This is a genomic window from Undibacterium hunanense, from assembly GCF_014284335.1.
GTDB classification, from domain to species: Bacteria; Pseudomonadota; Gammaproteobacteria; order Burkholderiales; family Burkholderiaceae_D; genus Undibacterium; species Undibacterium hunanense.
The window spans coordinates 144,546-171,195 of sequence record NZ_JACOGF010000008.1; the positions used below are offsets into that span (position 1 = coordinate 144,546).

The 26,650-nt window shown below is 51.9% G+C and carries 21 protein-coding genes and 1 pseudogene; 10 read left to right on the plus strand and 12 right to left on the minus strand.

Annotation, left to right across the window (positions count from 1 at the left end):
• Window positions 1-219 precede the first annotated feature (219 nt).
• The 4 genes from H8L32_RS16280 to H8L32_RS16295 all read left to right on the plus strand — a co-directional run bounded on the left by H8L32_RS16280 (window position 220) and on the right by H8L32_RS16295 (window position 5,767).
• On the plus strand, window positions 220-2,286 hold the full coding sequence (locus H8L32_RS16280; RefSeq protein ID WP_186948318.1) for a DUF4214 domain-containing protein: 2,067 nt from the start codon (window positions 220-222) through the stop codon (window positions 2,284-2,286).
• A 282-nt stretch (window positions 2,287-2,568) separates the two neighbouring features.
• Window positions 2,569-3,351, plus strand: a complete 783-nt coding sequence (locus H8L32_RS16285; RefSeq protein WP_186948319.1) for a substrate-binding periplasmic protein — start codon at window positions 2,569-2,571, stop codon at window positions 3,349-3,351.
• Window positions 3,352-3,579: 228 nt separating this feature from the next.
• Complete coding sequence (locus H8L32_RS16290) at window positions 3,580-4,485, plus strand: protein-tyrosine phosphatase family protein (RefSeq protein WP_186948320.1); 906 nt, start codon at window positions 3,580-3,582, stop codon at window positions 4,483-4,485.
• Between the two features lie 229 nt (window positions 4,486-4,714).
• Window positions 4,715-5,767, plus strand: coding sequence for a beta-propeller fold lactonase family protein (locus H8L32_RS16295; protein WP_186948321.1), 1,053 nt, complete (start codon window positions 4,715-4,717; stop codon window positions 5,765-5,767).
• A gap of 185 nt (window positions 5,768-5,952) precedes the next feature.
• On the opposite strand, the gene H8L32_RS16300 is transcribed toward H8L32_RS16295, so the two are convergent.
• Window positions 5,953-8,082, minus strand: a complete 2,130-nt coding sequence (locus tag H8L32_RS16300) for a hypothetical protein (RefSeq protein ID WP_186948322.1) — start codon at window positions 8,080-8,082, stop codon at window positions 5,953-5,955.
• Window positions 8,083-8,117: 35 nt separating this feature from the next.
• The gene (locus tag H8L32_RS16305) at window positions 8,118-9,626 is read right to left on the minus strand and encodes a hypothetical protein (protein ID WP_186948323.1); all 1,509 of its coding nucleotides are present in this window, start codon (window positions 9,624-9,626) and stop codon (window positions 8,118-8,120) included.
• 628 nt (window positions 9,627-10,254) lie between these two features.
• On the opposite strand from H8L32_RS16305, the gene H8L32_RS16310 reads away from it, so the two are divergent.
• Window positions 10,255-10,470 carry a hypothetical protein gene (locus tag H8L32_RS16310; RefSeq protein ID WP_186948324.1) on the plus strand — a complete coding sequence of 72 codons (216 nt, stop codon included), beginning with the start codon at window positions 10,255-10,257 and terminating at the stop codon, window positions 10,468-10,470.
• Between the two features lie 43 nt (window positions 10,471-10,513).
• Here H8L32_RS16310 and H8L32_RS16315 read toward each other — a convergent pair whose 3' ends face one another.
• The 4 genes from H8L32_RS16315 to H8L32_RS16330 form a co-directional block, all read right to left on the minus strand.
• Window positions 10,514-10,729, minus strand: a complete 216-nt coding sequence (locus H8L32_RS16315; RefSeq protein ID WP_186948325.1) for a VF530 family protein — start codon at window positions 10,727-10,729, stop codon at window positions 10,514-10,516.
• A gap of 114 nt (window positions 10,730-10,843) precedes the next feature.
• Window positions 10,844-11,830, minus strand: coding sequence for a Gfo/Idh/MocA family oxidoreductase (locus H8L32_RS16320; RefSeq protein WP_186948326.1), 987 nt, complete (start codon window positions 11,828-11,830; stop codon window positions 10,844-10,846).
• 252 nt (window positions 11,831-12,082) lie between these two features.
• Window positions 12,083-14,554 carry a TOMM precursor leader peptide-binding protein gene (locus H8L32_RS16325; RefSeq protein WP_186948327.1) on the minus strand — a complete coding sequence of 824 codons (2,472 nt, stop codon included), beginning with the start codon at window positions 14,552-14,554 and terminating at the stop codon, window positions 12,083-12,085.
• Window positions 14,555-15,856: 1,302 nt separating this feature from the next.
• Window positions 15,857-16,939 (minus strand): heme-binding protein, encoded by a 1,083-nt coding sequence (locus H8L32_RS16330; protein WP_186948328.1) that lies wholly within the window; start codon window positions 16,937-16,939, stop codon window positions 15,857-15,859.
• A gap of 663 nt (window positions 16,940-17,602) precedes the next feature.
• On the opposite strand from H8L32_RS16330, the gene H8L32_RS16335 reads away from it, so the two are divergent.
• Entirely contained in the window at window positions 17,603-17,902 is a 300-nt protein-coding gene (locus tag H8L32_RS16335) for a hypothetical protein (protein ID WP_186948329.1), read from the plus strand.
• 3 nt (window positions 17,903-17,905) lie between these two features.
• Window positions 17,906-18,385: a c-type cytochrome gene (locus H8L32_RS16340; protein ID WP_230412268.1), complete on the plus strand. Its 480-nt coding sequence runs from the start codon at window positions 17,906-17,908 to the stop codon at window positions 18,383-18,385.
• An 89-nt stretch (window positions 18,386-18,474) separates the two neighbouring features.
• On the opposite strand, the gene H8L32_RS16345 is transcribed toward H8L32_RS16340, so the two are convergent.
• Together H8L32_RS16345 and H8L32_RS16350 are read right to left on the minus strand one after the other, a co-directional pair.
• A complete protein-coding gene (locus H8L32_RS16345) occupies window positions 18,475-19,062 on the minus strand; it encodes an NADPH-dependent F420 reductase (protein WP_186948330.1) in 588 nt (195 codons plus the stop codon).
• A gap of 42 nt (window positions 19,063-19,104) precedes the next feature.
• Window positions 19,105-19,716 (minus strand): FMN-dependent NADH-azoreductase, encoded by a 612-nt coding sequence (locus H8L32_RS16350; RefSeq protein WP_186948331.1) that lies wholly within the window; start codon window positions 19,714-19,716, stop codon window positions 19,105-19,107.
• Window positions 19,717-19,854: 138 nt separating this feature from the next.
• Between H8L32_RS16350 and H8L32_RS16355 the strand changes: the two genes are divergently transcribed.
• Window positions 19,855-20,757 carry a LysR family transcriptional regulator gene (locus H8L32_RS16355; protein ID WP_186948332.1) on the plus strand — a complete coding sequence of 301 codons (903 nt, stop codon included), beginning with the start codon at window positions 19,855-19,857 and terminating at the stop codon, window positions 20,755-20,757.
• 396 nt (window positions 20,758-21,153) lie between these two features.
• Here H8L32_RS16355 and H8L32_RS16360 read toward each other — a convergent pair whose 3' ends face one another.
• Window positions 21,154-21,780 (minus strand): DUF2306 domain-containing protein, encoded by a 627-nt coding sequence (locus tag H8L32_RS16360; protein WP_186948333.1) that lies wholly within the window; start codon window positions 21,778-21,780, stop codon window positions 21,154-21,156.
• Window positions 21,781-21,998: 218 nt separating this feature from the next.
• Window positions 21,999-23,291 (minus strand): glycosyltransferase, encoded by a 1,293-nt coding sequence (locus tag H8L32_RS16365; protein ID WP_186948334.1) that lies wholly within the window; start codon window positions 23,289-23,291, stop codon window positions 21,999-22,001.
• A gap of 262 nt (window positions 23,292-23,553) precedes the next feature.
• Between H8L32_RS16365 and H8L32_RS16370 the strand changes: the two are divergent.
• Window positions 23,554-24,084, plus strand: a pseudogene (locus H8L32_RS16370) (contractile injection system tape measure protein); the annotation flags it as partial.
• Window positions 24,085-24,172: 88 nt separating this feature from the next.
• Here H8L32_RS16370 and H8L32_RS16375 read toward each other — a convergent pair.
• The gene (locus tag H8L32_RS16375) at window positions 24,173-24,667 is read right to left on the minus strand and encodes a hypothetical protein (protein WP_186948336.1); all 495 of its coding nucleotides are present in this window, start codon (window positions 24,665-24,667) and stop codon (window positions 24,173-24,175) included.
• 31 nt (window positions 24,668-24,698) lie between these two features.
• Complete coding sequence (locus H8L32_RS16380; protein WP_230412269.1) at window positions 24,699-25,706, minus strand: helix-turn-helix transcriptional regulator; 1,008 nt, start codon at window positions 25,704-25,706, stop codon at window positions 24,699-24,701.
• Between the two features lie 108 nt (window positions 25,707-25,814).
• Between H8L32_RS16380 and H8L32_RS16385 the strand changes: the two genes are divergently transcribed.
• Window positions 25,815-26,489: a glutathione S-transferase family protein gene (locus tag H8L32_RS16385; protein WP_186948338.1), complete on the plus strand. Its 675-nt coding sequence runs from the start codon at window positions 25,815-25,817 to the stop codon at window positions 26,487-26,489.
• Window positions 26,490-26,650 lie beyond the last annotated feature (161 nt).

Sequence of the window (26,650 nt, forward strand, 5' to 3'; positions counted from 1 at the left end):
TGCCGCGATTTAAGCATGGCTGGCTGGATAAACACAGGGCATCCCTAAAAATCATAACTACGATTGGTGTTTATTGCTTATCATGGCGGAAATGTGGCGAGAATAAAAAATGACAGGGATATTTCCTTGTCAACCAAAACACCACCATTGCCGTTTTCAGACAGGCAGGCGTGCGTTTCACCATTACAAACGATAACAAACAATAATCAGATATCCGTTATGGCCTCATACATACCCTATTTTCCAGGCACGACCATCACCAAGGCGATGTTCAATTTTGATGCCTTTGGCATTACCAATTACATTCTTGCTGGCACGATACGCATCAGCGTGTCGGACGATTTCAGTTATGCCAATTACTATTCGGACAAAGACTATTCGCTGTTCAACAGCGGTATCTATACCAATGGCCCCAATGAATACGTATGGACCACGACACAGCTCAATAACATAGACCTGGCAACGGATGTGTATGCACAGTTTGCCAACCTGTCGTTCACCAAGGCGGTCAACTATGAATACACCAGTACCAGCACCATTGCCAACCCGGAAGACGTAGGCCGCTCCAACGTCACCGACATCAATATCAACTGGATTTATCGCACAGATGTCAGCTTTGCCGGCAAGTCCGGTGGCAGCACCGACAAAAATCTGGGGTATACCGGCGCTGCCGGCGACATCTTCCTCAACGAAGCTGCGGAAGAATTTCAGGGCGATTATTCCCTGAGCCCATATAGCCGTGCCACCCAGACCCTGATGCATGAACTGGGACATTCGCTGGGCTTGTCACACCCTCACATCAGCTATACAAATGGAACACCTGTCATCAGTGCCGATTTTGCGGCGACACAGTACCTGGGGTTCAACAAGCTGGGCTTCAAGACCAGCAGTGCAGCAGACATGTACAAGGAATATTTCACCATCATGTCGTATGATGATCAGAATTATTCTGCAACCCTGCATGCCTACACCCCTATGATCCTGGATGTCATTGCGCTGCAACAGGCGTATGGTGAAGGCCGTGGTACCAGCGGTGTCAGCGATGACACTCTGCAAGTAGGCACAGACGGCTATCGCACCTATTTTGACAAAGGCGGCATTGATACAGTAGACCTGTCGCTGTACAGCAATGGTGCTTACTTCCATATGGGTACCACCATCACCGGTGCCAGCCATCTGGTGGGGGTAGCGATGAGCCTGTACGATGGTGCCAATACCATCGTCTATGGCGGTAGCCCTGTCAGTCTGCGCTGGTTTTATGGCGAATACGAAAACGCCGTCGGCTCGGCCAAGGCTGACGTCATCTTTGGCAACGACCTTGCCAACAACATCTATGGCGGGGCCGGCAATGACGGAATAGACGGCATGGGTGGCAATGACAGCATCAATGGCGGCGACGGCAACGACAGCATGAATGGCGGTGATGGCAACGATACATTGATCGGCGGCGCAGGCAATGACCTTTTCGACTGGGATGAAGGTACCCGCAGTGGCAACGATATCTTTGTCGGTGGCACAGGCGATGATGTCTACGTACTCGATACCAGTGCAGACAAGGTGTATGAAAACAGCGGTGAAGGCATAGACACCGTCTGGGTGAATTTCAATAGCTCGCTAGCCAGCTACAGCTTCGTGGAAAACATCCGCATCTATGGCAGCACTGGCACCTACATCACCGGTAGCTCTTACGCCAACTGGATGTCAGGTGGTGGTGGCAATGACACCATAGACGGTGCCGATGGTAAAGACCTGGTGCAATGTGCCGGTAATATCAGCAATTACACGGTGACCAAATCCGGCAATGACTACATCGTCAAGGACAAGACCGGTGCAGAGGGTACCGACCTGCTCAAAAACATTGAACTGATCAAGTTTGACGACCATTACCTCTCGTTTGAAACAGCAGGCATTGCAGGCCAGGCCTATCGCCTGTACCAGGCAGCCTTTGATCGCAAACCCGATCTGGCCGGCCTGGGTTACTGGATCAACGATATGTCAAATGGTTCCAGCCTGACCACAGTGGCGTCCGGCTTCTTTTCATCGCCAGAATTTCAAAAACTGTATGGAAAAAGCCCCAGCAACACCACACTGATCACCAATTTTTACCAGAACGTGCTGCACCGCGCACCTGACAAAGCTGGTTTTGATTATTGGCTTAATTCCCTCGATACTGGCAAAATCAGCGCTGCCGGTGCCCTGGCCAGCTTTTGCGAAAGCGCGGAAAACCAGGCACTGGTCATCGCAGCGATACAAAACGGTATTGAATACATAGGCTGGACAGCCTGATCTGACTCAATTCTGACTCAATTAGCTGAGCGAACTGAGCTAACTCATATACCCGGCGCATGGGGCTGCCATAGCCTCATGCGCCGCTTTCCGCAACTGACTTTCCCCCACCTTACACTCCCCCTTACATCTCACGTGCAGCACCTTGTTGCAACCAGGTGCTGTATCAGCACTTGATCCGCGACGTATCTCCATCCCGGTAGTACAATGCAAAAAAGACTGCCGCAGGCAAGCCGTTTTTGCACTGCGCCATCCAGCGTCAGGACAAACTGGGGAGACCACGTGCATCGCCTAGCCGATTTTTCCCGGGAAGGATTACTTCTGCTGCTGGCAGCCTTCATCCTGTGTGCCTCTTCCCCAGCCAGCGCACAAAGCATATTGCGCACCGCAGCACAAGAAGCATCCGAACCCAAATTCATCGCCAAACAAGAAGGCGGCAAAACCAGCGTAGGTGGTTTTTGCGTGGACGTATTGCGCGCCATTGAAGCGATAGAGCCTGGACTTAAATTCGTGGGTGATCAAAACTGGCTGCCACTGGCCCGCGTCTATGGCGGACCAGACGATGTCGTCTGCGGTTTGCTGTACACCAAGGAACGCGCCCTCAAATACGACTATATAAGCCCGGCCTTATTTACCGTCAATTACCTGCTGGTCGTGCGCGCCGATGACGACGTCAAAGTCAATGACTGGGACGATATCCGCAAGCTGGGCAATGACGGCATCATCCTGTCCATGCACAATTTTGCCATCAGCGACATCCTGCGTGGCATGGGGGGCCTGCAGGTGGATTCAACAGCGGTTTCATCCAAATCGAATCTGAACAAACTGCTGGCCAACCGTGGCCGTTTTTATTGCCATCGCTCACCCGGCATCGTCACCGAAATCCGCAAGGCCGGCCTGGAAGGCAAGGTCAAGCTACTGCCCAAGGTCATGCTCAAAGAACAGTTCTACATGCTGGTATCAAAAACCGTGGCTGCCGACGATGCAAAAAAATTGCGTGCCGCCCTAGTCCAGTTGGACAACCAGGGCGTGCTGGCAAAACTGTTCGAGAAATATCAGGATTAGCTCCCTCCCCCTATGTAAAAAGCTGTCATTGACATGTCAACACATGGCCCCGCATGTAAAAAGTAGTTTATTTCACACTGACAACAGCGAAAAACGCCAATTTCCCCGGGAAAATATCTGGCACGCAATTTGATATACCAAGAAGACAACAGCCGTATTTTGCCCGTGCCCATGCACAGGACGGCCAGGCGCAAAGACTTCTTCAACCATCAAATAGCGAGGATAAGAATGGACAGCCTAATGGAAAGAGAACTGGAAAGCACCGTGCAAAGCATGCATGGCAACGGCAGCTTCATCGCAGGTTCAGTACGCCTGCTGGACTACGACACCACCAACAACAATGTCTTGATACGCGGCAGCGCATGCTTCGGTACACCAGGCTTTGGTATTGCAGAGTTAACCCAGGCCATCGCACAAGACACTAATTTTGTAGCGGCAAAGGCCGCCGGCATCAGCCTTTCCAGCAACCCTGTGATCATCGATTTTTGTCTGATCGGCTTTGCGCCAAACACAAAAGATCAAGGCATCGTCTATACCGAAATGACCTGGTTCACCAATACCCCACCAACCTTGAATGGTGAATCCGGCCCCTATCCTGTCTACATTCCCTCGGCCATTGCAGATAATCCGGGCGTCATGGTGTACTGGCCCATACAGGCCATAGGTGGCACAGCCCCCACCGCAACTGGCGAAACCTGGCCGGTATCACCTGCCACTTCCATCGGTGCTGACCAGACCGACTTTAACTACACCGGCCTGATCAGTGCCATCTACCATGCCCTGACCGGCAATGTGGCTGCGTTGCCCAATGCTCCAGCCAGCCTGACCAGCATCAGCAATGCCATCATCTACATCCATTGCGATTCTGGCGTCAACCGCACCGGTGCCGCCGCTGTCGGCTATCTGATGAGCTATGGCAGCCAGGTCAGCGCCCTATCACTGCCTAGTACACCTGCCGCCCCCTATACCGTGGCACAGGCACAAACCGCCGCCAATCTCGCCCCACCCAGCAATGACACCAGCCCACCCGGCGGCAGCGACATCCCCGTCGCCTGCGCCTACTGCAACCTGCTCAGCACCGGCATCGTCGACGCTACGCTGGTGGAGGAATGTGTGCCTTTGAGTTTTAGCTGAGCCAGGTCAACGCGCCTCGTTGCCAGCATGCACCATCACCCCGGCGTTCAAACACCGGGGCAACACCAACGACCAGCAGCAAATCGTTACTTTAGCAAGGGCCTTGCTGGGGCAATTTTGCGTAAGTCCGACTTGTAATAGAGGAAGCAAAAAACGAAGCAAAACAGCAAAAAAAATGTAGCAGAAGCGCAGTTACTTTGATTTTTACAAATTTTCTATGAGGATAATGATGAATACACAGTTAGATTCCAGTATCATAATCAACGATTCTATCGCCACCATCAATACCGGCATCACACCGGCAGGAATTGCCATTACCCCTGATGGCAATTATGCCTATATCGCCAACAACAATAATTATGGACTTGCTGGAGAAGATTCCGTCACCGTTCTGAATCTCCCGGACAATACGGTCTTGACCACCATATACCACACCAGCTTTAATCAACCATACACGGTATCGATAGACCCAACAGGTACATATGCCTATGTGTCGAATAGCCATGACTCGACCGTGAGCGTCATCGACATTGCCATCAACAATGTCGTTCAGGTTATTGATGGTTTTGACGGCCCCTCTGGCTTTGCAATCACGGCAGACGGCAGCAAAGCCTACGTCAATAATTACGGTGGACCAAACGGGGTCAAGAGCGGCAACGGAACAAGCGTCAACGTAGTCAATCTGCAAAACAAGACCATCGTCGGGACAATTACAGTGGGGCTGGCGCCTGCTGCATTGGCATTGAGTCCTGATGGTAAATTTTGTTACGTCATCAATTACGGCGATGGCAACCCCAACAATGGCAGCCTTAGCATAATCGATACCTCTTGCGATGTCGTAACCAATACCGTATCAGGCATAGGACTGTCCGGTCCCTTTGCAATCGCCATCACCCCTGACAGCGCATTTGCCTATATCACCAATTTTGGCAGCAACAACTTTGCACCAATTGGTCATCACGTCATTGTGGTTGATCTTGCCAACCCAAGCTGGACATGCGCGATTGCAGTTGGCTTGCAGCCCGCCGGTATTGCAATCACGCCTGATGGCCGTCACGCCTTTGTCTCCAACTACAATACCCTGTATGCTGGCTCCAACTATACCAGCCTGACTGCCGGCCAGGGAACGGTCAATATCATCGACATTGCAACCAACACCCTGCTGCCATTCACCCTGCCCGTCGGACAATCACCAGCAGGAATCGCCATCACCCCCAATGGCAGCAACGCCTATGTCACCAACTACACCTCCAACACCGTCAGCGTTATCAGTTTGCCGTAAGCACCAGCGAACCAGTGCGGGTCTGCTAACTACCGAATTCCATCGTCCCCCGCGTGGTGAGTGAGCTAACGCTGTTTCTTACAAAGTTGTGCAAAATGCGCTGCCATGGATGCTACCCTGACGAGCGCATTTTGACACGATGATGCGGCTACGGTGGCGACTAACCCTGCCTTACTTCGCCTGCCTTACTTCGGCGTCTTGTTGGCAAACCACTTCAGGATAACTTGGGTGCGCTGTATCGATAAATCCCGGATTACCGGCATATGCAAGGCGTCATCAATTGGTTTTGCAAGCACCACGCTGATCGGTTCGGCATATTGGACCACGGTCGCATAGTCGTCCAGTTTAAAACGGCCCATGATGGGATACAGCTTGGCGTACTGCGGCAAAATGGTTTGGATGCAATTATCCCAGGTCGGATTTTCGGGAAAGGTCTGCTGGCTGAACAGCAGGATACTGATCAAATCGTCCGGATGCTGGGTGTAGCTTTTTGCGATCGTCTGATCGGCGAAATTGTAGCGCACAAAGTAAATTTGCCCATCAACGTTTTGACTGGCGCGCGGAAAACCAGGGTCAGTGCCGACGATTTTCAATTCGACCATGCCTTGCGCATTGGTCAGCACAGGCGCAGTGTTGAAGGACAAGGCATTTTGCGGTATCGCGATATTTTTCAATCCAGAGGTGCCGCCAGTGCCCATGGTATTGCTGGTGTAGGTCACCGAATCTTCTGGCGACATCAGCGTTGCCTGGAGGCTGATATTGGCCGCAGGTTGACCAAACCGGGTGGCATATAAGCGAACCAGCGCGGTTGCGCCGTTGGGCTGGTCTGGACTTGTAGGAATGCCGGGGTTCATCCTGAAAACAAACTGATCGGCCCGCAAATTATAGCCATTGATGTTTTCTGCCAACCAGATAACTGGCGCAGGCGATTTTTTGCCCATCAGACCCAAGGGCATCGTCAGCACCTTCTGTTCTGCCTGTTGCACGGTCAAGCCAGGTGGCAGTAAAGTGGGATCGACTTTCACCGTCAGTATGCCACCGCTGGTTGTCATCAATTCCGCCATCTGTGCCGGATCGTTTGGCAAAGCGGCGATGGTAACTGCATTGTTCAAGCTAATGCCCGTTCCTTGATTTTGATCAAAATAGACCAAAAACAACTCGCCCAGCGCAGACAATGCAATCCCGAAACCTTGCGCCGGATCGTTATAACCGGGCTTGTCGGTGGCAAGTGAATTACCCAGATTAACGGTGATCAACACTTCGTTGCTGCCATCGCTTTTGTTGATCTCCTGCGTGCAGAACGGGGCATAATTGCATTGGGCATTGCTATTCGGCACCGTAACCGGTGCCATCATGCGTGATGGCGTGTAAAACACCGGGGTCGCCGTAGGCAGCGGCCCTATCGTGCCAGTTAACAAACCGGTTGGAAACAGGGTATTGATGTTCGGCGGTGGCACTGGCGATGGTGGCGGTGCCAGTGTAGTCGCCAGGATAGTGGCGCGATAGGTATCGGCGTCGGCCTGCCCCAGCAAAATAGTGAGGCGATTATTCACATACGATTCAGTAGGAACCGAGCCCAGGTTGGCCGGCACACCCTTACTATCGAGGTTCATGTAGTATCGGGTCATGGGCAGTAACTTGGCAGTGATAGTGGCAGGTACGCCTTTTTTCTCCAATGCCTGCAAGGTGTCCTTATTGAACAGATAGATCACTGGCGCATTATTATGCGCGTTCACTACAAAATTGACGCTCAATTGTTGCGGCGATTGTTGCTGAAGCAAACTGAGAAATTTAGACTGTGGTTTCGCTGCTGTCGTCCAGCTCAAGTTGGTCAGGCTTGATTGATATACCCCGCAACCACTGCCCGAGCTTCGTGGGCCGTTGATTGCCTGGGCCCAAACCGCGTTATATGAACCCGCGACATAATCACCACGGACAAAATCACTGATCGATGCCGGGTTGGTGGTAATGCCGGCCACTTGCAGACTCAGCCCCCATATTTCGCTGGTATTTTGCTGATCCGGATCGAGGTCCACCAGTTTCGGTGCTGCCATCGTATACACGGCATTGACTGGTTGCCCTATCACCGGGTCAACCGCAGGGTCAGTCGTTTCGTCGCCGGGGCCATAGACTACCTTGGTGACAAGACAGCTTTGAAAATCAAAAATACCGGTGCCGTTTGGGTTCCAGTAAAGCTGCAACTTTGCTACGTCATTATTCGCATCGGTATAGTTGTCCGGTGTATTGTTCACCGTGCTTGGATCAGCCAAAAAGCCACCGCTAAAGTGCAATCTTGGATAGGTCAAATAGCTCATGCCAATTCCTCTCAATATCGTTGAACGCGGTTTTTTTACTTGGTTGGGCCACCGTTAGCGACGCACATAGGGTTGCTAGGTAATACGCCTGTGCTGCAACCTTTGGTTTTCAGATTCAGTAAATTGAAAATATGGGAAAGACCCGCTGGCGGCAACTGAACTTTTACTGCGTCAGCCAGTGCCTGACCTTTGTTCTTGCCATCCAGATTGTGACAACTAAAGCAGTTGTAGGGATTTTGAATGTTCGAGACGCCATTTTGCACATAGGTTTCCATGCTGTTGTTAGCACCCGATAAAGACCCGACCTGCACCTGCACCGAAGGCGGCAAGGTACCCTTGGCTGTCCATACGTTGCCGACCAGTGAATAATTGGCCCACAATTTATTTGCGTCGCCCGCAGGCAGTGCGGTCAACATGGCTTTCACAGATAAATCCAATGCCTGCAAATTGGCGGTGGTGGGTTGTATGACAAACTTTTGGGTATCCGGGTCACAAATATAGCCAGGCGGCGGCGTGGAACCACAAGTCAAATTATTGGGCATGGTGCCCAACGTCGGGTCGCCCCAGGGGTGCATGGTGCACACCTGGGTGGCTTTGCCTTCGGCATAATGATTGGTGGTGCAACTGCTGCCGGTGCAGTTGGGATTATAAAAAGTCCAGTTTCCACCTAATGGGGGTGGAGCCGAGGTATTGGAACAATACGGCGCGTTATTGCGGTGTTCAAAGGTACCCCAGATAAACTCCGGCTGGGACGGTGTCTTGCTCACGATGTGCATGCCCACCAGCCCCAGATTCACATTCTCCATACAGGTTTTACCGGGTGCCTGAACCGAGCCTTTAGTGGTAAAGAAGGTGTTGCCTGTCACTTCGTCGGGCGTCAAAATTTTCCATGCGGTTTTCAATTCCATCGCGCCGGTAGGAAACGCCAGATTCGGGTACAGGTTTGGAATATCCACCACCTTGTAACCAACCGGATCAACCAGATCGGGCGCCAGGCTTAAACTGCACTGCGCCTCTTGCAAGCCACAACCGGTGATAAAGTCATACGCTGGTTTATTGACCGATACGCCATAAAATACCCGGTTCAGCGATTTGTCGATCAATGCCTGCCCGACTCCTGCCTGCAAGGTCAGATTGGAAAAAACATAGCTCTGTTTTAAGGTAGATGGCCCTTTGCAATACGTCGGTTTGGGTGTCTTTCCCCATGGGGTTGGGGTCTTGCCCGGATCAACAAAAATGCCGTAGCTAGGCATAAAGGTTTCAAATTGCCGGACCTTGCTGCCCGCTGCCACCGGTTGCACCAGATACAGCAGAGTCTGCCACATATACTGCTGAAAACTGCAGTTATCGGTATTCTGCACATCGCCTGGCAAAGACGGGTTGCTTACCCATGTCGAACTGGCGTTGCAGACTACGGGACTGGGTAACGGGTTCTGTTGTGCCTGCGCAATTGAGGGAAGTGCCGTAATAATGCCCATGACAGCAATTGCAATGACAGCAGCCGCGCTTATTGAGAAACGGCGCTGCGGGATGATTTTTTTCATAAACATTCCTTTCTTTGTGATCAAGAAGCTTCTTGGCACTTCTGACGCAGGACAACCGTCTAAAACTAAAACTTATTTCATCAACAGAGATATGTGAGCAAAGTAAGCAAAGTAAGCAACGCGAGCAAAACGACCAAGCGCTGGACATGACTTCTCAAGTTAATGCTGAGACGCGAATCCCGACAATACGGCATCTGATTGGACTCAACGACAAAGCCCGGAGATTAACAATTTATAATGTAAATATACCACTATTTATATTTATTCAATTGATTTTTTAAAAACAATTTTTTGCCACGATTTGCATGTATTCTTGCGTGGCCGGGACAATGAACATATTGAACATATAAACTGCTTAATAATGCCGAGAATAAAATTTGAAGAATCTTGTTCAGTTCATGATGAACGACTCAAGCAGGACATAGTTCTGATCTTGTATGGACTGTTTCGGTATTCGTCGGAATATCACGAGGCGCATAGAACGCTATTTCCCAACTCAAGGTTTTACATGCTAGGTGGCTGCAGGCGCGGTGAGGTCTACTCGACCGAGACGACGTATTGCGAGACATGCCGCACACAGCATCGACTATGGTGCGAAAAGAATGATGTAGATTTTGGGTTGCCGCTCATGGAAATTGAGAAGGAAGCATATATCCGCCGCATGTCCGGTAACCCGGATTTTTCTGGCACCGTGCCTGAAGATGTTAATGACCTCATCGCGCAAGGAAAAATTGTCGCTGCAATCAAGTCATTGAAGGTGGCCAATCCCAAAGTAGAGATTCAAGAATTGCGTTGTTATACGAGGTACTTGCAGAACCGGTATCTTCTGAAGAAAAGCGGCTGACCGGGCAAGACTTCGGGCCTGCCGGGATTCAGCTATTTTTCTCTCACGGCATATTCAAAAACAACTCCTCCACCCTCGCCCTTGCCCATGGAGTTTTGCGTAAAAACTTCAGGCTGGATTTGATGCTGGGGTCGCTGGTGAAGCAGTTAATGTCTATGAGCTGGCCCATTTTTTCCCAGCCATAATGGGCGACGAGTTGCTCCAGGATTTTTTCCAGGGTGATGCCATTCAGGGTGCGGGGTGGATGTTGTTCGTTCATTGCTTTATTCCTTGGTGATGCCGGATGATAGCAGGCCGGGACTTCACACGCACCATCCCTCCTTCCATAAAGGTCCGACATCACGCTCCCAACGGCAGCAACACCTGCGTCTGCTCAGGCTACCCTCTGCCCTATTGCCGGTTGTAGCGCATACAGAACCTGTTCCCACACACTTGCCAGCGCCAGAAGGTATTCAGGCTGTTGATGTGCAGGCGGTTGATGTGCTGCTAGCGCTTGCCCGTGGATTGTCGCCACCATTTGCTTGATCACCATGCGATTGGCCTGGTCGCGTTGCTGTTGCAGTGCATGGGCATCGATCTGATTCATGTCGACAGGCAGGTAATTGCGCCATTGCGGTATGGGCATGGACACGGGAGATGGGAACCACAATACTGGGCCGTTACTTTCTGCCAGTAGCAGGTTGCCATGGGCGAAGGTGGCGCTGCAGCGGTGATTGAGCAAGGTGGCAGTACCATCATCGGCGGCGGAGGCGAAGTTTTGGCACAGCAAAGAAATATGTAACGTGGGGCTGACTAGCAGCAGGCTGGCAAACATGGGAGGACTGTCGCCCGTTGCCACTGGTGGTATGACTTGTATGTCTGCCAGCGAGCCAAGGGCGCGGCCAACTATATCAAGGCTGGAATACAAGGTTCTCAGGTTGGCTGCCAGATCAAAATGCAGAGGCGGCCCCATGTGCTGTGCAACGGCCAGCCCCTGAAAAAAAGCCTGCGGTGCCAGCAGATCAGCAAAATGGGCATTGACCTGGAACAAACGACCATGTTCTTGCGCCACGGCAAGCGCTTTGCGCATTTGCTCCGGGCCGATGGGATGCTCACAAATGACGTGTATGCCTTTGGACAGCAATGCCAGACTTAACTGGTTGCCGGTTTCGCCAGGTACGGCGACACAGGCAATGTCGATGCTGCCATCAGGGATGCTGGCCACATCGGTGTAATGCGGAACTTGCGCCTGATGGGCGTAAGCCATAGACCGTGCGCTGCCGGTCGATAGTATGCCCGCCAGCCGGACACTGTCCTGGCTTGCTGTAAGGGCGCGGATATAGGTCGCGCCGTAGTTGCTGCCACATACCAATACTCTCATGCAAATTCTCCTAGGTCGGAATTACGCAAAACCGCCCCAGCTGCGTTGTAGCTCCTCTCCTAGGAGCCGCGTACTAAAGTACTGTCTTCGTCGCTACGGTGTAGTCGGGGTTTCAGACAACATGTTGTCTGCCGACGTAACGAACATTCCCTGCAAGGGATGTTTTCTAAAAGCGATAGCCTTGCTGGGACAATTTTGCGTAAGTCCTACATTAAATTTTTCTGACCGATTTAATTTTTGCTCAGTTTCTCTTCAGGCAATCGGGTGCGGGTTGTTGTTGACGATACGGCCTTTGAGTAATTTGCGTAATCTGGGGTTGTCGATGCGTTTGAACTGTTCGCCAAAGTGGATGGGCTGCATATGGATGCCCACCGCACGTGCTACCCGGAACGGGCTCAGGGCGACGTCAGGCGCAGTGACATCAACGATCGCCACATCCACATTCGCGGCCAACAGACGCTGACGCAAGTCTTCTGCATTCTGGACATCAGGATACGGCCAGCGGCTGGCGTCCATGGCCATGCTGGCTGGCTGGCGCATGAAGTCGAACGCCCCCAGCTTGTTACTGGAAAAGTAGTAGGCGGCATGGTCTTCCAGCGTTTGTACTTCGTGTACTTGCTGGGGAATTTTGTGCCCGCTGCGCATCAAGTGGCACAGGTAAGGCATCACGTGCCCCTGTTCCAGCAAGGCTTTGCGCATTGCCACCTGGATGTCGCCATGGGTGGCCAGTGCGACCGATACAGCGGGTGTGCTGATGCCATCACCCAGCCCCAGGCAAACCACGGTGGGTACGTGTATACCGACATCGAGCAGATACAATTCCAGTTGTATGCCGTTCCCGGTAAGATCGTCAATCATCAGACGCATTTTTCCGTGGTACTGGCTGTCGAGACTCAAGCGCTGGCAAGGCAATTGGGCATACCAGGTCAGCATCATGGCATCACGTTCTATCAATTCGTAGGTGGCGCGGATGGCGGCATCATCATTGTTTTGTCCCGCAGCCAGGCCATTGGATGATACCTGGCTGAACTGTTCTTCATAAGGAGAAGCAAAGTTGAAATAACTGACCAGTGCGGGTACCCACACCGGCTTTTGCAAACCCAGCCAATGCCCTTTCGTCCAGTGAATTTTTTGCTTGGCACGCCACGGTGAAAAAGGAAAATTGGGTGTGCTGTATTGGCGTTTCGAATACAGGACCAGTTTTTCCGGATCTACATAGTCGCCACGCAATTCACTGACATTGGCGTATTTAAAATCGCGCATGTTGTAACGCGCGGCGGAATAGCGTTCTATCGCTTCGCCAATGGCACTGATGTGTGCAGAAATATCATCCAGACCCTTGCCTGAGCCTATCTGTCCCATACTGCGCGGATCAAATTTGCCGGCAGAAAAAGTCGACATGCCTGCTGATGCAGTAACCGGAAAATCAGGCAGATGCAGTGCATGACCACTCAATTGACGAATAATCCCGGTGACAGGATCGATCCAGCCTGCCAGTAATTTTTTTAACTGCTCAACCGTGGTGACATGATTCAGCGGATTGCTGCCTGGCTGTTCATACGACGCCACCGCACTCATGGCGCCGAATTGCGGCAGTTGGCCGACGCTTGTTGCAGGGATGCGTGGCTGATCTTGATGCCGAAGTTCATGCTGATGTCCGCAGATTTCACACCACGGCATGGGAATAATTTTGTGTTGCTCACTTTCACCTGTGACCAGGTTTTGTACCCTTACCTGGCCGTCCAGGGTAGATGTTGTATAGCGCAGTAATAATTTCAGGACTTCCATCGACATTTGCTGCCCCACCATCACCGCCATCGGGCTGAGCAATGTGCGGGCGCGGCTGGTTTGCTGGCTATCGGTCGCCACTTTGTCCAGTTCGTGGGCCATCGAGGGTTGATGCGCCGTACCCAGCCGGCGCAAGCGCAGGCAGTTCCAGCAACTGGTCTGGCTGGGGATTACCCAAGGGCCTATCCAGGACTCAAGGCCATCAAGGCAGCCAAACAAGGCCTGGTAGCCACCGGCATCGATATATTCTGATGCTTTGTGCAGCCAGAATTGTGCCTCTTTGCTCAGGCTGACGATCACCAGATCCCATTCGCTCTCGTCTGTCACCGTCAACTGCTTTTGTTCACCAAGGGCCAATCGCCCTGTGGTGACTTTGCACCAGGGCGCCTGTTGCGCCAGTATGGTCTGCAATATGTCGGCCCGCGCTTGTCCTATATGTTCGGATCCAAATGGCCGATGGCAAAGCACATCGTCTTTGGTCAGGGATTCGTTATCCAGCAGATGTAAATGACCAATGCCTGCGTTGGCCAGTTCATCAATCATTTTGACTGACCAGGGTTCCAGACCAATCACCAGCAACCTGGCCTGACTGAGATCATCTGTCGATTTTTTATCTGGATGCTGCCAGGCTTTAAGAAAACGTTCATGCGGCGACCATGGCGGTGAAAATTGATTGCTCTCGTCAATTTCTTCCAACAGGCCATGCTTCTTGAGCAAATCGACGACGGCAATAATGCTGGCATCGGCATAGCCAGGAAGCTGGGTGCACAGTTCGGTTTGACTATATTGTCCCTGCAATAAGGGGCAGATATTATTCACAAAATCGCGGACGTCCTTACCATGCAATTGAAAATCGCCCAGATCGGATTGCAATAGCACACCTTGTGCATTGGGCGTGATCGTGGCTGCGGGAGATAACTGAAGTTTCTTCATCATGGCAAATCGCTCTTTAGTCAATACGGTTATGCTGAAAACTACGGACAGTACGGATAGTGGCGTACACATGTCACTATCCGCACCGTCTACTTCCTCAAGGCAAGATAATATTAGTGGACTGTCACAGTTGAAAACAGAGTGCCTTCCGCTTGCGCGACGACCATGGCTGCGTTGCAAATGCTCGCGATAGTTCACTATCGCTCTGCCCAGGTTTTAACCTTGCCTTGCCCTGATCGCCGGGCAAGCGTCTTTCACTTCTGTTTCAACTGTTACAGTCCACTAGCCTGCCCATTTCACCCTTCACAACTAGCTGCTGCTGGTTGCGCTGAGTACACAAAAAGTGACCGGGCCACCAGGTTGGCAGCAATAGCACTGCGGACTTGGCTGGCAAACCGCGCATACCACATTAGCTGTCTGGCACTGTGCCGTTGGCTGGCAGCAGAAGCATTGCGCTGTCGGATAACCCGTGGCACATGGTGTGCATGGGGTGCATGGCGTACACAAGGCAACTGGCTGACAAACTGCGCAGACTACATTGGCGGTCTGGCACTGTGCGGTTGGCTGGCAGCAGAAACATTGTGCCGTCGGATAACCGGTGGCACATGGTGTGCATGGAGTGCATGGCGTACACAAGGAAACTGGCTGACAAACTGCACAGACTGCATTGGAGGCCTGGCACTGCGTCGTAGGCTGGCAGCAGAAACATTGCTGGGTAGGATGACACACCGCGCACACGACGTTCGAAGTTTGATACTGCGCCGCTGGCTGGCAGGCTGCGCATTGATAGCATTGTGCACAATGGCTACACTGCGCGCACAAGGTACAAGGAGTGCAAGGTGTACAGTGCACACACTGGGCGCAGAATGCGACCGGCTGACAGACGGCGCAAACGACATTGGCAGTCTGTGCCTGTGGTGCAGGTTGGCACAGTGCGCAAAAATTGACGATGCACGGTACGCAATAATAGCAATGCAGGCAATGTGCGCAGAGTGTAATGCATGGCACGCAATGCACCACACACGGCGTACACTGCAGGCAGGTGTCGCATTTGAATACGGGCGCGCTGTTGCTCAAGGTTTCTTCCAGCGCCTTGACTTTGGATGTCAATTCGGTGAGTTGCAATTGAAGCTCTTGGATGTTATCGCTCATGATTTCTCTTCCTGAAATATTGGCTTGCGCCAACGGATGTTGATAAAACAGCCTGTGCCATAAATGGCGGGAGATACTGATCAGCGCCTGAAACATTGTCTTTAGCAGCATAATTTCGCTCCATGGACGCTGTTGCTACTACAACAAAATCAACTATTGGATTTTGCTCAGGGTGTTGGCAGTGATATGCGGGAACACATAAGACTGACCATCCACCAGATGCAGCCGCAGACTGATGTTCTGCGAATACTGCAACATCAACTGCCCGTTGGATAATTCTTCCAGCCAGACGGTATGCGTGAACTGCGTCACGTTGTTATGCTCTGCGATGAAGGGGTTATTGGTAATGCCACCGTTATTAGCGGTATCAACATTGAGCTTGTGGGTGCGCAATACCCTGATGCCCTGCTGGGGCAGCACCGCCAACGCATCCTGCAAAACGATATTGGGATTGATGTTCGGGTTGCTTGGAATATCCGTGCCATAAGGCACATTGAAAGCAGCCGGTGCATCAATCGGCAAAGTACTGACATTGGGAATATCCGGTGCGCCATGAATGACTGTGACATCGCCCATCGCCAGGATGGAATTCCCGTGCGGCACAGAAACCTGTTTGATGATTTGTCGTGCCGGGTTTTGTGGCGGAATGGGGTCAGGTGCAGGTGGGCTGGGGATATACGGTTGCGTATCGAGCGGCCCTTGCCCCTGCGGACCGGTGATCAGATTAAGCCAGGCACCGTTTTCTGCATGTACCAGCGTATTCGCCTGAACACCGTCAGAGAAGAACACACGCTGCTCATAGAATAAGGTGTAGCTGTCCTGCTCATCCACGCCGCCGCGATTGGCGACTTTTCCCTGCAGCGCGCTGAAGGTCATTACTTCATAGTAAAAAACATTCTTCAGGATAAAACCGTTTGGCGCGGTTGCCTGCGGTAAAGGCATGACGTTAAAGCCATTGGTTTTGGGGCTTACCCAGGTGCCTATCAACCCTGCCAACGGGCCCAGATTATTCAGCATTGTCGGGTTGTGGTCGCCGCCACCGGGCGCAAGTAAAGGAATATTGTAATCAGGTACAAAAGGGGAAACCGGACCACAGCTACTGCATTTGCTCACTGGACAATGACATTTTTGTACGGCGTGACTGACCGGACAGCTTGATGCTTGCAAGCGATCAATAGCAGAACTTAATTGTTCTATATCAACTTGCAATTGTTCAATTTCATTTTCAGATTTCATGTCGTTCTGGCTCCTTCTAGTGTGGAATAAAGGCGAAATGTGCGGAACAAAGGTGAAATAAACGTCGCGAACAGCAGGAGATGCATTGATTACGATTTTTTGAAAATGGGTGGCGTTACCAGTTGCTATGTCAACGCACCGTATCAAAACGCAGGAATCGTCATTCTTTAAAATTGCATTGCAATAAGAAAACATCTCTCAATGCAATTCATATTTTTCCGTAAGGAAAAATTGGTTTTATTATTAAAATTCTGCTACCAAGCCAATCCACCACGCCTTGATATAGCCAGCCATGCATGGGTGACCCGATAACGCTTCAATCCAAAACCTGCTGTAAAAATCCAGCAGAATCAGGATCTATTGCCATTTCTATTAAGGAAGAAAACGAGCTCCACACTCCCTTAGTTGAAATTTTTATATACTTATTTGATAATAATATTATCCAAAAGATAATATTGCAATGTTATTTAATAGTTAAAACTACGCATGACTTACCGTAGTGCCTTCAGGCACTTTCCCTCGAAAAAAGAAGGACAAAATCAGCACATCGCAAAGTGCAAAGAAAAGAACAAAAAAAGTGCAAAGAAATGTGAATCCGATTTGAAATTGTTGCCGTATATCCAGAGTGGCCAACACAGCCCTGGTTAAAACGAAGAGGATGTCATGACAAATTTGAATATTTCTACATCCGTTGGCAATCGCCGGCGGTTTTCCCGCACCATGTCGAGCATGGCGCTGTCAGCGTCGGGTATTGCGCTGCTGGCTGGTAATGAGGTGTTGGCGGCGAATGTCGGTGCCAATGCGGTGCTTAATGCCTATCTGGCAACCAAGCCCGCCATCAAGGATGGCGAACTGGTCAAAATCACCGGTCACCTGGTTGCTGATGACACCATGCAATGGACTATTTTGTCGACCACGCCGGATACGAGCGTGTCTGAGCAAACAGTGAGTGTGGGTGTATAAACGATGGCTGCTTTTTTTACTTTCACGCCATCGGTCACAGTAGCAACAAGCACCTTGCCCGCATTGTCACAAAGACCGGGCTTTGTTGCCTGGCTAAAAAACCTGGCCGTCTGGCTATTACCTATCAGCATGCTGATCATGGGTGCAGATGCCCTCGCCGCCTCTGCTGGCGATGTGCAGCAGGGTCAGGCCTTGTATGAAGCGCGTTGTTTTGGCTGCCATTCGGTGGATGCCAATCGCATTGGCCCAAAACATGCCAATCTGATAGGCCGCAAGGCAGGCAGTATTTCGGATTTTGAATATTCACCGGCCTTGCGTGGTGCAAAAATAGTCTGGAATGAAAAAACTCTGGATCGCTGGTTGCAAGACCCCGAATCCTATGTCCCCGGCCAACAGATGGATGTCAGCGTCAGCAAGGCCGAAGACAGGAAAAACCTGATCGCCTACCTGAAAACCCTGAGCACGAAGACGGCAAAAAAGTAAGTCGCCAGCAGCGCCCTCATCTTCTTGCTCATGCTCATGCTCATGCTCATGCTCATGCTCATACTCATGCCCACGCCGTCATCCGCTGCCTAAACCAGCTTGATAAGATTCTGTAGCAAGAGTGGCCCGTTCAGCGCAAGCAAACGGCCACCTTCAGCTATCTTGCCCAGCTGTATCGGTGCAAAGCCAAACTGGGTGGCGAGATGGGCAACGCTGGCACTGGCTTCAGCGTCATCAGCTGCCACAAACACCACACGGCGGCCTTCATTCTGTGCAGGCGTGCTGGCCAGCAAGGCTGCTGGCAACTGGTTAAATGCCTTGACCACGCGGGCACCGGGCAATGCTGCCGCCAACACTTCTGTCGAGGCCATGCCACGTAATTCTTCTGGCGCAATGCCATAGGCATTCATGGCGTCGATGACGATTTTTCCTTTCCAACTGGGCAGCGCGGCAGCAACATCTGCATGAGCGCGAAACGGTATGGCAAAAATGACGGTGTCGGCAGCAAGTGCATCCTGCAAGTTTGCTGGCGTCACTGTCGGCCCCAGTTCTTTTGCCAGCGCAGTCATACTGGCAGAGCCACGGGTATTGGCAATCGATACCTGGATACCAGCCTGGGCAAAATGGCGGGCCAGTGCAGTGCCGACCTTGCCGGCACCGATGATGGAGTAAGTCATGTTCATTTCCTTGATCTATTTAAGAGGGAATTCAAGATGGCATCAGGCAGCAATGGCCGCGATTTCCTGACGCGCCTGGTGAATGGCAGCTTCCTTGGCTTCCGGGCTGAAAGCCAGGCCTTCGGCGCGAATGATGGTGATGTCAGTGATACCCAAAAAGGACAGCAGGCCAGACAAGTAACTGTCGTGATGTTCGTACACGGCGGCTGGGCTACCCGCCGAATACACACTGCCACGGGCGGCGGCTATCACCACCTTTTTGTTTTTGGATAACAAACCTTCGGGGCCATTGGCACCATAGCGAAACGTCTTGCCGGCAACTGCGACCCGGTCTATCCATGCTTTGAGCTGGGTAGGGATAGAAAAGTTATACATGGGCGCGCCAATGACCACGATGTCGGCGGCGATCAGCTCTTCCACATAGGCGTCGCCCTTGGCGATGTCGCTACCCAGAGCAGCGTCTTCCAGCGCTGCGCCCTGGCGCACTGCCATGTGCGCGCCGGACAAATGCAGGGCCGCATCCGCAGCCAGATCACGATAGATAATTTCAATACCCGGATGCAGGGCCACTTCACGTGTCACGATGTCCGAAGACAACTGGCGACTGACGGAATAAGCGCCAAGAATGCTGGAATCAAGATGCAGGAGTTTCATAACAGAACCTTTAATAAGGAAATTAAGGAAGAAGAAGTGAACTGAATGATGCTGCCAATGTTTGAATCTGAAAAGATGATATATTGAGATATATACCATCTTCATTTGAGATGGATAGGTATCAAGCTAGGATCAACCATGCTGGACGGCGTATCGCTGGATCAACTCAGAACCTTCATCGCGGCCGTAGATGAAGGCAGTTTTTCTGCCGCCGCCAGAAAGCTGAACCGTGTGCAGTCTGCCGTCAGCGGCTGGGTCAGCAGCCTGGAAGAACAGATAGGCGTGGTGCTGTTTGATCGCTCTGGCCGCTACCCCAGGCTCACACCTGAAGGCGTATTGTTATTGGCCGATGCCCGCAATATCGTGGCCGGTGTTGATACGCTAAAAGCGCGTGCCAGATTAATGGCATCCGGGCTGGAACCGGAACTGTCGGTGGTGGTGGACGTGTTCTTTCCCACCGCCGTGATTGCCGCCGTCGCCAAAGATTTCGCCAGACAATTCCCGCATACGCCCTTGCGGCTGTATGTAGAAGGCCTGGGCGCTGCGTATCAGCCAGTGCTGGATGAACGTTGCAGCCTGGGCATACTGGCATCCCTGCCGCTTCATTTTCCAACGCTCAGCAGCAAGGTCGTGGGTGAAGTGCCGTTGCTGATGGTGGCCTTGCACAGTCATCCGCTGGCAGCCATCCATGGCACCATCCCCAAATCCGAACTGGCCAGGCATACCCAGCTAGTCATCACCGACCGTTCAGAATTGATGGCAGGCCAGGAACTGGGCGTCATGTCACCCCACACCTGGCGCCTGGCCGACCTGTCAGCCAAACATGCGTTCCTGCTCAATGGCGTAGGCTGGGGCGGCATGCCTCTGCCGATGATAGAGCGCGACCTGGCCGCCGGCACCCTGAAGATTCTCGATATCGAAGAATTCCCCAAGGGTGGCAAAAAACTTCCCATGCTGGCAGTCCACCCCAGCGCCGCCCCACCCGGCCCGGCGGGGCGCTGGTTTATTGAACAGGTACAGCGTTGCCTTGGTCCTGCATAAAATCAGACTCCCTATACAAACACCAGCCTGATCATCCGTATCGAGTAAGCACATTAATCAATCACAGTAGTCAATCACAGTAGTCAACCACATTACTCAGGCGCCTATTCCGACAGCCTTGCCGAAAGGAAATAGCACCAGGCAAGATCATGCAGAAAGTCCCGTAAAAGCCTCAACAAAATCACGACACCGACAACTTAATCACAAATTAACTACAATTTATCAATAAAATGTATATAATTAATTTATTGACCTGATTATCTTATTCTGCTTGCTGGAGTAACGCAGAAGCCAAATCAGGTCTGCTGTGCAAGGTGCAAGATATTCCTCTCCAAAGGTGTTCGCCCACAACTGGCAACAGTTGTGGGCTTTTTTTGGAACAGGTTCTGACTGGGCTCAGGCAATTTCCAACTGACTGGCGCGTGGCAGGGACAGGCACAACAAATCAGCCATCACCAGGGCCATCAAACTACTGACCCAGATCAGGTTGGCGGCGCCGCCAAAGCTGGCGTTGATATCCATTTTCAATACGTCGACCAGCATACGCGTGACGATAAAAGTCAACGTCAGTGCATAACTGCGGGTGATCCAGATCTGGTGCATGATCAGTTGCCGGTTACAGGCCGTGACCACAGCCGCCACGGTCGTCCCCAGCCACAAACAGCCTTGCGCAACCGCAGGCCATTTTTCAGCCGGGGCCAGATGCATCAACGCAATGTATATCGCAAGCGGTGCGGCAATGCCGACAGCGACTGCATACAAGCGCCCCAGTAGCCGGTGCATCTGCAAATGCCCGTGTCGAATTTCGGGGAAAAATTGTACCGGTGCAACCAGCAGCGCCACCGTTGCCGCCAGTGCGTGCGCGTGCAGACACCAGCGATAGGCATTTATTTTTTGTTCCCACTGCGGATTCATACCCAGCAGCAAAGGCAGCTCCACCTTGCACATCACCAGCATGAACAGCAAACCCGTAATGAGGAAAAAAACCAGCCGGGGACGAACGAATACCTCACGGTTCAGCATGATTTTCTCCCAAAAGATGCAAGCGCAATGGCTATGTGCCAGAGAGGCTTAAAGAGCGACTTAAAGGGTATTCAACGTCATTGCGGGAGTTTTGACTGACACAAAAGCTGTAAAGTCTGTGAGTAAAAGTAAGTATCACAATGTAGATGCGAACCAAGATAGGTCGTAGGTACGATTAGCGAAGCGTAATCGTACGTATGTCACCGGCGTAGATACGATTAGCCCAGTTTTGCAAAAGTCCTGTTAAGCAACCTAACCGCCTCGGCAACACCGTTTTCTTGCTTCATTGCTTCGGCAATTGATTTTGCTTTGACTGTCATCTGCTGCGCATTCAATACGGCCTTGATTTGTGTCGCCAGGCCACGCGCCGTCAGTTTGCGTCGTTTCAATAGCTTGCCGGCGATACCCAGGCGGCGTAACTCATTGCCCCAGTGTTCTTGCTCGCTGATGTGGGCAACGACTACCGATGGCTTGCCCGCCAGCGTCGCCGATTGTGTCGTCCCTGCCCCGCCGTGATGCACGATAGCCTTGCACAGCGGGAAGATGGCATGATGCGGTGCCGCCGATACATACAAAACCTGATCGCTGGATTCGCAACCATCATCCTGTCCGCATTCCTGCCAGCCCGGGCTTTGGATAATCGCCCGGCAACCCGCCAGTGCTGCTGCCTGCGTGAACAGGCGCATGGTATTACCCTGTTCGAAGGCATCTGCGGGCATCCAGCTGCCAAACGTCATGTAGACAGGTGCATCACCTGCCGCCAGAAAGCTGGCCAGCGCAGCAGGCACAACACCTTCCACTTCAGAATTCGGCATATCCAGAAAACCGCAAACATGCGCAGATACAGGCCAATCCGCCTGCGCCTGACATATCTGCGGGCTGACCGCCACCAGGGCAAGCTGCGGCGAGATCCATACTTGCGTCACGATGTCTTGCGTCAGTGGCATACCAAGCTGCTGCCGCAGGCGGTTGGGATAATGCCTCAACGTCCGGTTCAGCGCAAATTGCGTCAGCCACCAAAGCACGCGATTACCGGTTTGCCCAAATACAGCCACGCTCAAGGGGTGATTAAAAGCGCTGGGTATGGCAGCATGTGACAGCAAGACGCTGACATAAGGCTTGCCCGCTTTTTCTGCCGCGATCTGTAGCGGATGCATGAAATAATGCCCGATCAATACATCGGCATCAGCGCACAGGCTTTGGGCGGCGTCAAACATGGCATCTTCAACAGGGTCATAGCACAGCCGCAAGATGGTCGCCATTTGCGTCATGGGATTGCGGGTGGTGTACACCAGGCGACCAATCTTCTCAGCCTCTTCCGGGCTGACCACCGGCGAAGCAAGTACCCTTATCTTTACACCACGCGCCGATTTGAAACCGGCATACAAAGCACCATCGAAGCAGGTAATAACCAGGCTGACTTCATGCCCCGCTGCCTGCAAGCCTTCCGCCAGCGCCAGAAATGGCCGCACATCACCATGGCTACCCCAAGTTTGTATTCCTATTTTCATATTCTGTTTTGCTTGCTCAGGCGCTTCAATCAAATCGGGCAAACAGAATTGTAGCGGGTGGCGGCAGCTTTGTATGGAAGAGATGCTGGAAATACCCGATCAAACATAAACCCGTGCAGACATTGATAGCCCGGACCATACACAAGCCTATCTATGTGAACTTATGCCCACCTATGCCAATCTGCCAGCAAATGGTAAATTAGTACGCTTGCACGGCTTGCAACGACATTGACGCCCAACACCACAATCTGACAGCAGGGACAACAGGAAAAAAATGATTACATCTATCAAAGTGAATAATGCAGGACTGATACTCTTGCAAAGCTATGTCCCCACGCTTTTCTCACATCTGCATCTGACCGAAGACAATCGCTTCATCTCTGCCGAAGCACAACAGCGTGCTGTCCACTACCTGCAGTTTTTAGTAACCGGGCATAGCCAGACCGCCGACCAGTATCTGACGCTGAATAAAATCCTGTGCGGCTTCAAACCACAAGACACCGTGGGCACCGGCATCACATTGACAGCAGAAGAAGCACTCCTGTGCGAGGGCATGCTGCACGCCTTCATGGGCCATTGGTCCGCAATCGGTGCCAGCTCAGTAGAAGGCATGCGTGGTAATTGGCTGGTCAGGGATGGTGCGCTAGATGGCTCGTCAGGCGACAGCGCAGACTGGCACCTGAAAGTGGAAAAACGCGCTTACGATGTACTTATCAACCAGTGCCCGTTTAGTTTTTCCATCATCAAATTTCCGTGGATGAATAAGGTGTTGCGGGTGACTTGGCCGACTTAATTTTAAGTTGTCATTCACGCCAGCAGAAGTAAAAATCAAGATGACTGAATATTTTTCTGCCAGCACGTCCAAAAACATTGAAAGGATATTACTTCTTGACCTCGCGCCCTGTCCTGATGTCGTAAAAGAAAACGACATCATCAGCCCGACGTACTCTCAACTCACGATCATCACTCACACCTTCAACAGTTCCCCAATAATAGTGGGATGCTGTTGTCACCAGAATGCTCTTACGCGTGACAAACTCTTTAACAGAGACTGTTTTAAAAATTTTTCCATTTTTCCAAAACGTGAATAATGGCAGACTATCTTGATAATCTCGGGGTATTAAATTCAATCCGGAATAATACGTCACGAAATACTCGCCATCGTTGGCAATATAAAATGACCGGAACCAAGACGGTATGTGCCAGATTATTTTGCCATCACGGCTGGTAGCGACCGTCCCTTCTTTGGGGTCTGACGTCACGATGAATTCTTTATTGATGCTTTCTTTTCTGAGTACCGTTGGTGGCTCCAAAGGTGTATCTGCATAAGCAGTAATCGTACTCAAAGCAAAAAATAGAGTTACAAAATATTTCATCACGCCTCCTCCAGATTTTAAGTAAATCAATTCACACCCCATACAACGCCCCCATCTCCCCCACCACATCCCTCATCCTGCTACGCAATTCCGGTGGTTCCAGCACTTCGGCGTCTTTGCCAAAGCGCAGTATTTCTGCGCTGGCTTGCCACAGTGATCCTACTGGGATGGTGGCGGTGGTCCAGCCTTGTTCGTCCACTTCTTTGGACAGGTGCATTTCGGCGTAGACATAGGGCGACAAAAAGTGTTCACACATTTTGACGCCCAGGGGTGACAGGCGGATGGTGGCCTGGCTGTTATACATGTCCTGTTCCACTCTGCGGGTGGATGCGCGCCAGTAGTGGGTGAGGTCGAAGCTGGCCGGGCGTTCGAAATGTTGTTCCAGCAGATTGAAATCGAGTATGCGTGAGATGCGATAGGTGCGAGGTCTGTCGTCCACCTGCCCTACCAGATACCAGGCACCACCTTTCATGACCATGCCCAGGGGCTGGACGGTTCTTTCCTTGATGCCTTTCCAGCTTTCATAGCGGATATGGATCAAGCGTTGCGTCCATACGGCATCGGCCACCTGCGGCAGGTAATGCGGCTGATCTGTCAGCGAAAACCAGGCGGGGGCATCCAGGTGGAAGCGCGAACGCATTTGCATGGCACCGTCACGCAAGGCCGCCGGCATGGCAGACAGCAGCTTGTTTTGCGCCGCCACCATGACAGACCCCAGGCCCATGTCGGTGGCGGCACCGGCCAGGCCGCTCATGAACAGGGCTTCGGCTTCTTTGGCGGACAAGCCATTCAATTGCGTACGATAACCGTCCAGCAGCCGGTAGCCGCCTGCCGAACCGCGTTCGCTATAGACGGGGATGCCTGCCTCGCTCATGGAATCGATGTCACGATAAATGGTGCGCAAGGTGACACCGCACTCGTCCGCCAGTTCAGGCGCAGTGGCAAAACCCCGCGCTTGCAGGATGGTGAGGATGGAGATCAGTCGGCTGGCGCGCATGTCAGGATGGTGCGGAATGGTTGAGATTAAATAATTTTTCAATAATAACCAATCCTGACAAAAGATGACAGGTATCAAGCCGTATTCTGTTCACATCGGCCAAGCAATGACGCTTTACAGCCGCCAACCCTGACACAGAAAGGCAAGATCATGAGCAACAATGACAACATCACCCTGTTCTATTCCCCCCAAACCCGCGCTACCGGCACGCTGACCTTACTGGAGGAAATGGGTGCGCCTTATCAATTGCATGTCTTGAACATGAAGGCTGGTGAGCAAAGGCAAGCTCCGTATCTGGCCATTAACCCCATGGGCAAGGTACCGGCCCTGCTGCATCATGGCGAGCTGATCACGGAACAGATTGCTGTCTTTATGTACCTGGCAGAGCTGTTTCCGGAAACTGGCCTGAGCCCTGCCCCAAGCAGCCGCCTGCGTGGCACTTATCTGCGCTGGATGGCATTTTATGCTTCCTGTTTTGAACCGGCCCTGGTGGACAAGTCACAGCAAAATCCGCCAGCATCCCCATCGATGTGTCCTTACGGCGATTTTGATACGATGCTCAATACCGTTACCGCCCAACTGGCAAAAGGACCTTACCTGCTGGGTGAACAACTGTCGGCAGCAGATATCCTGTGGGGCAATGCCTTGAACTGGGGCACGATGTTCAAGCTGGTGCCCGAAACCCCGATCATCATGGAGTATGTACAGCGCATCACCAGCCGCCCTTCGTTCGTCAAAGTCGGCGCGATGGATGCCGCCTGGGCTGCTGAGCATGAGCGGGCTGTGAATGAAATGAATGAAGCGAAAGAGGGTAAGGCGGCGTAAGGTGGGGTGACGAGCGCGGGGGCTAATTCAGCAAAAGTTTAAGTCTGCAAAAATACCTGATGTATTACCGCTTTAAACAAACGCTACATCACTTGCCCCTTCGCTCAACTGCCATACTAACAGCCAGTTAATCAGTAGCAGAAATTGAAAAATCTCTCTCT

Coding starts and splice junctions, on each gene's coding strand:
- H8L32_RS16320 (WP_186948326.1), bottom strand. CDS start 11,830: ATGAGAGTATTGGTATGTGGCAGCAACTACGGCGCGACCTATATCCGC.
- H8L32_RS16345 (WP_186948330.1), bottom strand. CDS start 19,062: ATGACTTACTCCATCATCGGTGCCGGCAAGGTCGGCACTGCACTGGCC.
- H8L32_RS16280 (WP_186948318.1), top strand. CDS start 220: ATGGCCTCATACATACCCTATTTTCCAGGCACGACCATCACCAAGGCG.
- H8L32_RS16340 (WP_230412268.1), top strand. CDS start 17,906: ATGGCTGCTTTTTTTACTTTCACGCCATCGGTCACAGTAGCAACAAGC.
- H8L32_RS16310 (WP_186948324.1), top strand. CDS start 10,255: ATGGAAATTGAGAAGGAAGCATATATCCGCCGCATGTCCGGTAACCCG.
- H8L32_RS16355 (WP_186948332.1), top strand. CDS start 19,855: ATGCTGGACGGCGTATCGCTGGATCAACTCAGAACCTTCATCGCGGCC.
- H8L32_RS16300 (WP_186948322.1), bottom strand. CDS start 8,082: ATGAGCTATTTGACCTATCCAAGATTGCACTTTAGCGGTGGCTTTTTG.
- H8L32_RS16385 (WP_186948338.1), top strand. CDS start 25,815: ATGAGCAACAATGACAACATCACCCTGTTCTATTCCCCCCAAACCCGC.
- H8L32_RS16330 (WP_186948328.1), bottom strand. CDS start 16,939: ATGAAATCTGAAAATGAAATTGAACAATTGCAAGTTGATATAGAACAA.
- H8L32_RS16360 (WP_186948333.1), bottom strand. CDS start 21,780: ATGCTGAACCGTGAGGTATTCGTTCGTCCCCGGCTGGTTTTTTTCCTC.
- H8L32_RS16335 (WP_186948329.1), top strand. CDS start 17,603: ATGACAAATTTGAATATTTCTACATCCGTTGGCAATCGCCGGCGGTTT.
- H8L32_RS16325 (WP_186948327.1), bottom strand. CDS start 14,554: ATGATGAAGAAACTTCAGTTATCTCCCGCAGCCACGATCACGCCCAAT.
- H8L32_RS16315 (WP_186948325.1), bottom strand. CDS start 10,729: ATGAACGAACAACATCCACCCCGCACCCTGAATGGCATCACCCTGGAA.
- H8L32_RS16295 (WP_186948321.1), top strand. CDS start 4,715: ATGAATACACAGTTAGATTCCAGTATCATAATCAACGATTCTATCGCC.
- H8L32_RS16290 (WP_186948320.1), top strand. CDS start 3,580: ATGGACAGCCTAATGGAAAGAGAACTGGAAAGCACCGTGCAAAGCATG.
- H8L32_RS16365 (WP_186948334.1), bottom strand. CDS start 23,291: ATGAAAATAGGAATACAAACTTGGGGTAGCCATGGTGATGTGCGGCCA.
- H8L32_RS16305 (WP_186948323.1), bottom strand. CDS start 9,626: ATGAAAAAAATCATCCCGCAGCGCCGTTTCTCAATAAGCGCGGCTGCT.
- H8L32_RS16350 (WP_186948331.1), bottom strand. CDS start 19,716: ATGAAACTCCTGCATCTTGATTCCAGCATTCTTGGCGCTTATTCCGTC.
- H8L32_RS16375 (WP_186948336.1), bottom strand. CDS start 24,667: ATGAAATATTTTGTAACTCTATTTTTTGCTTTGAGTACGATTACTGCT.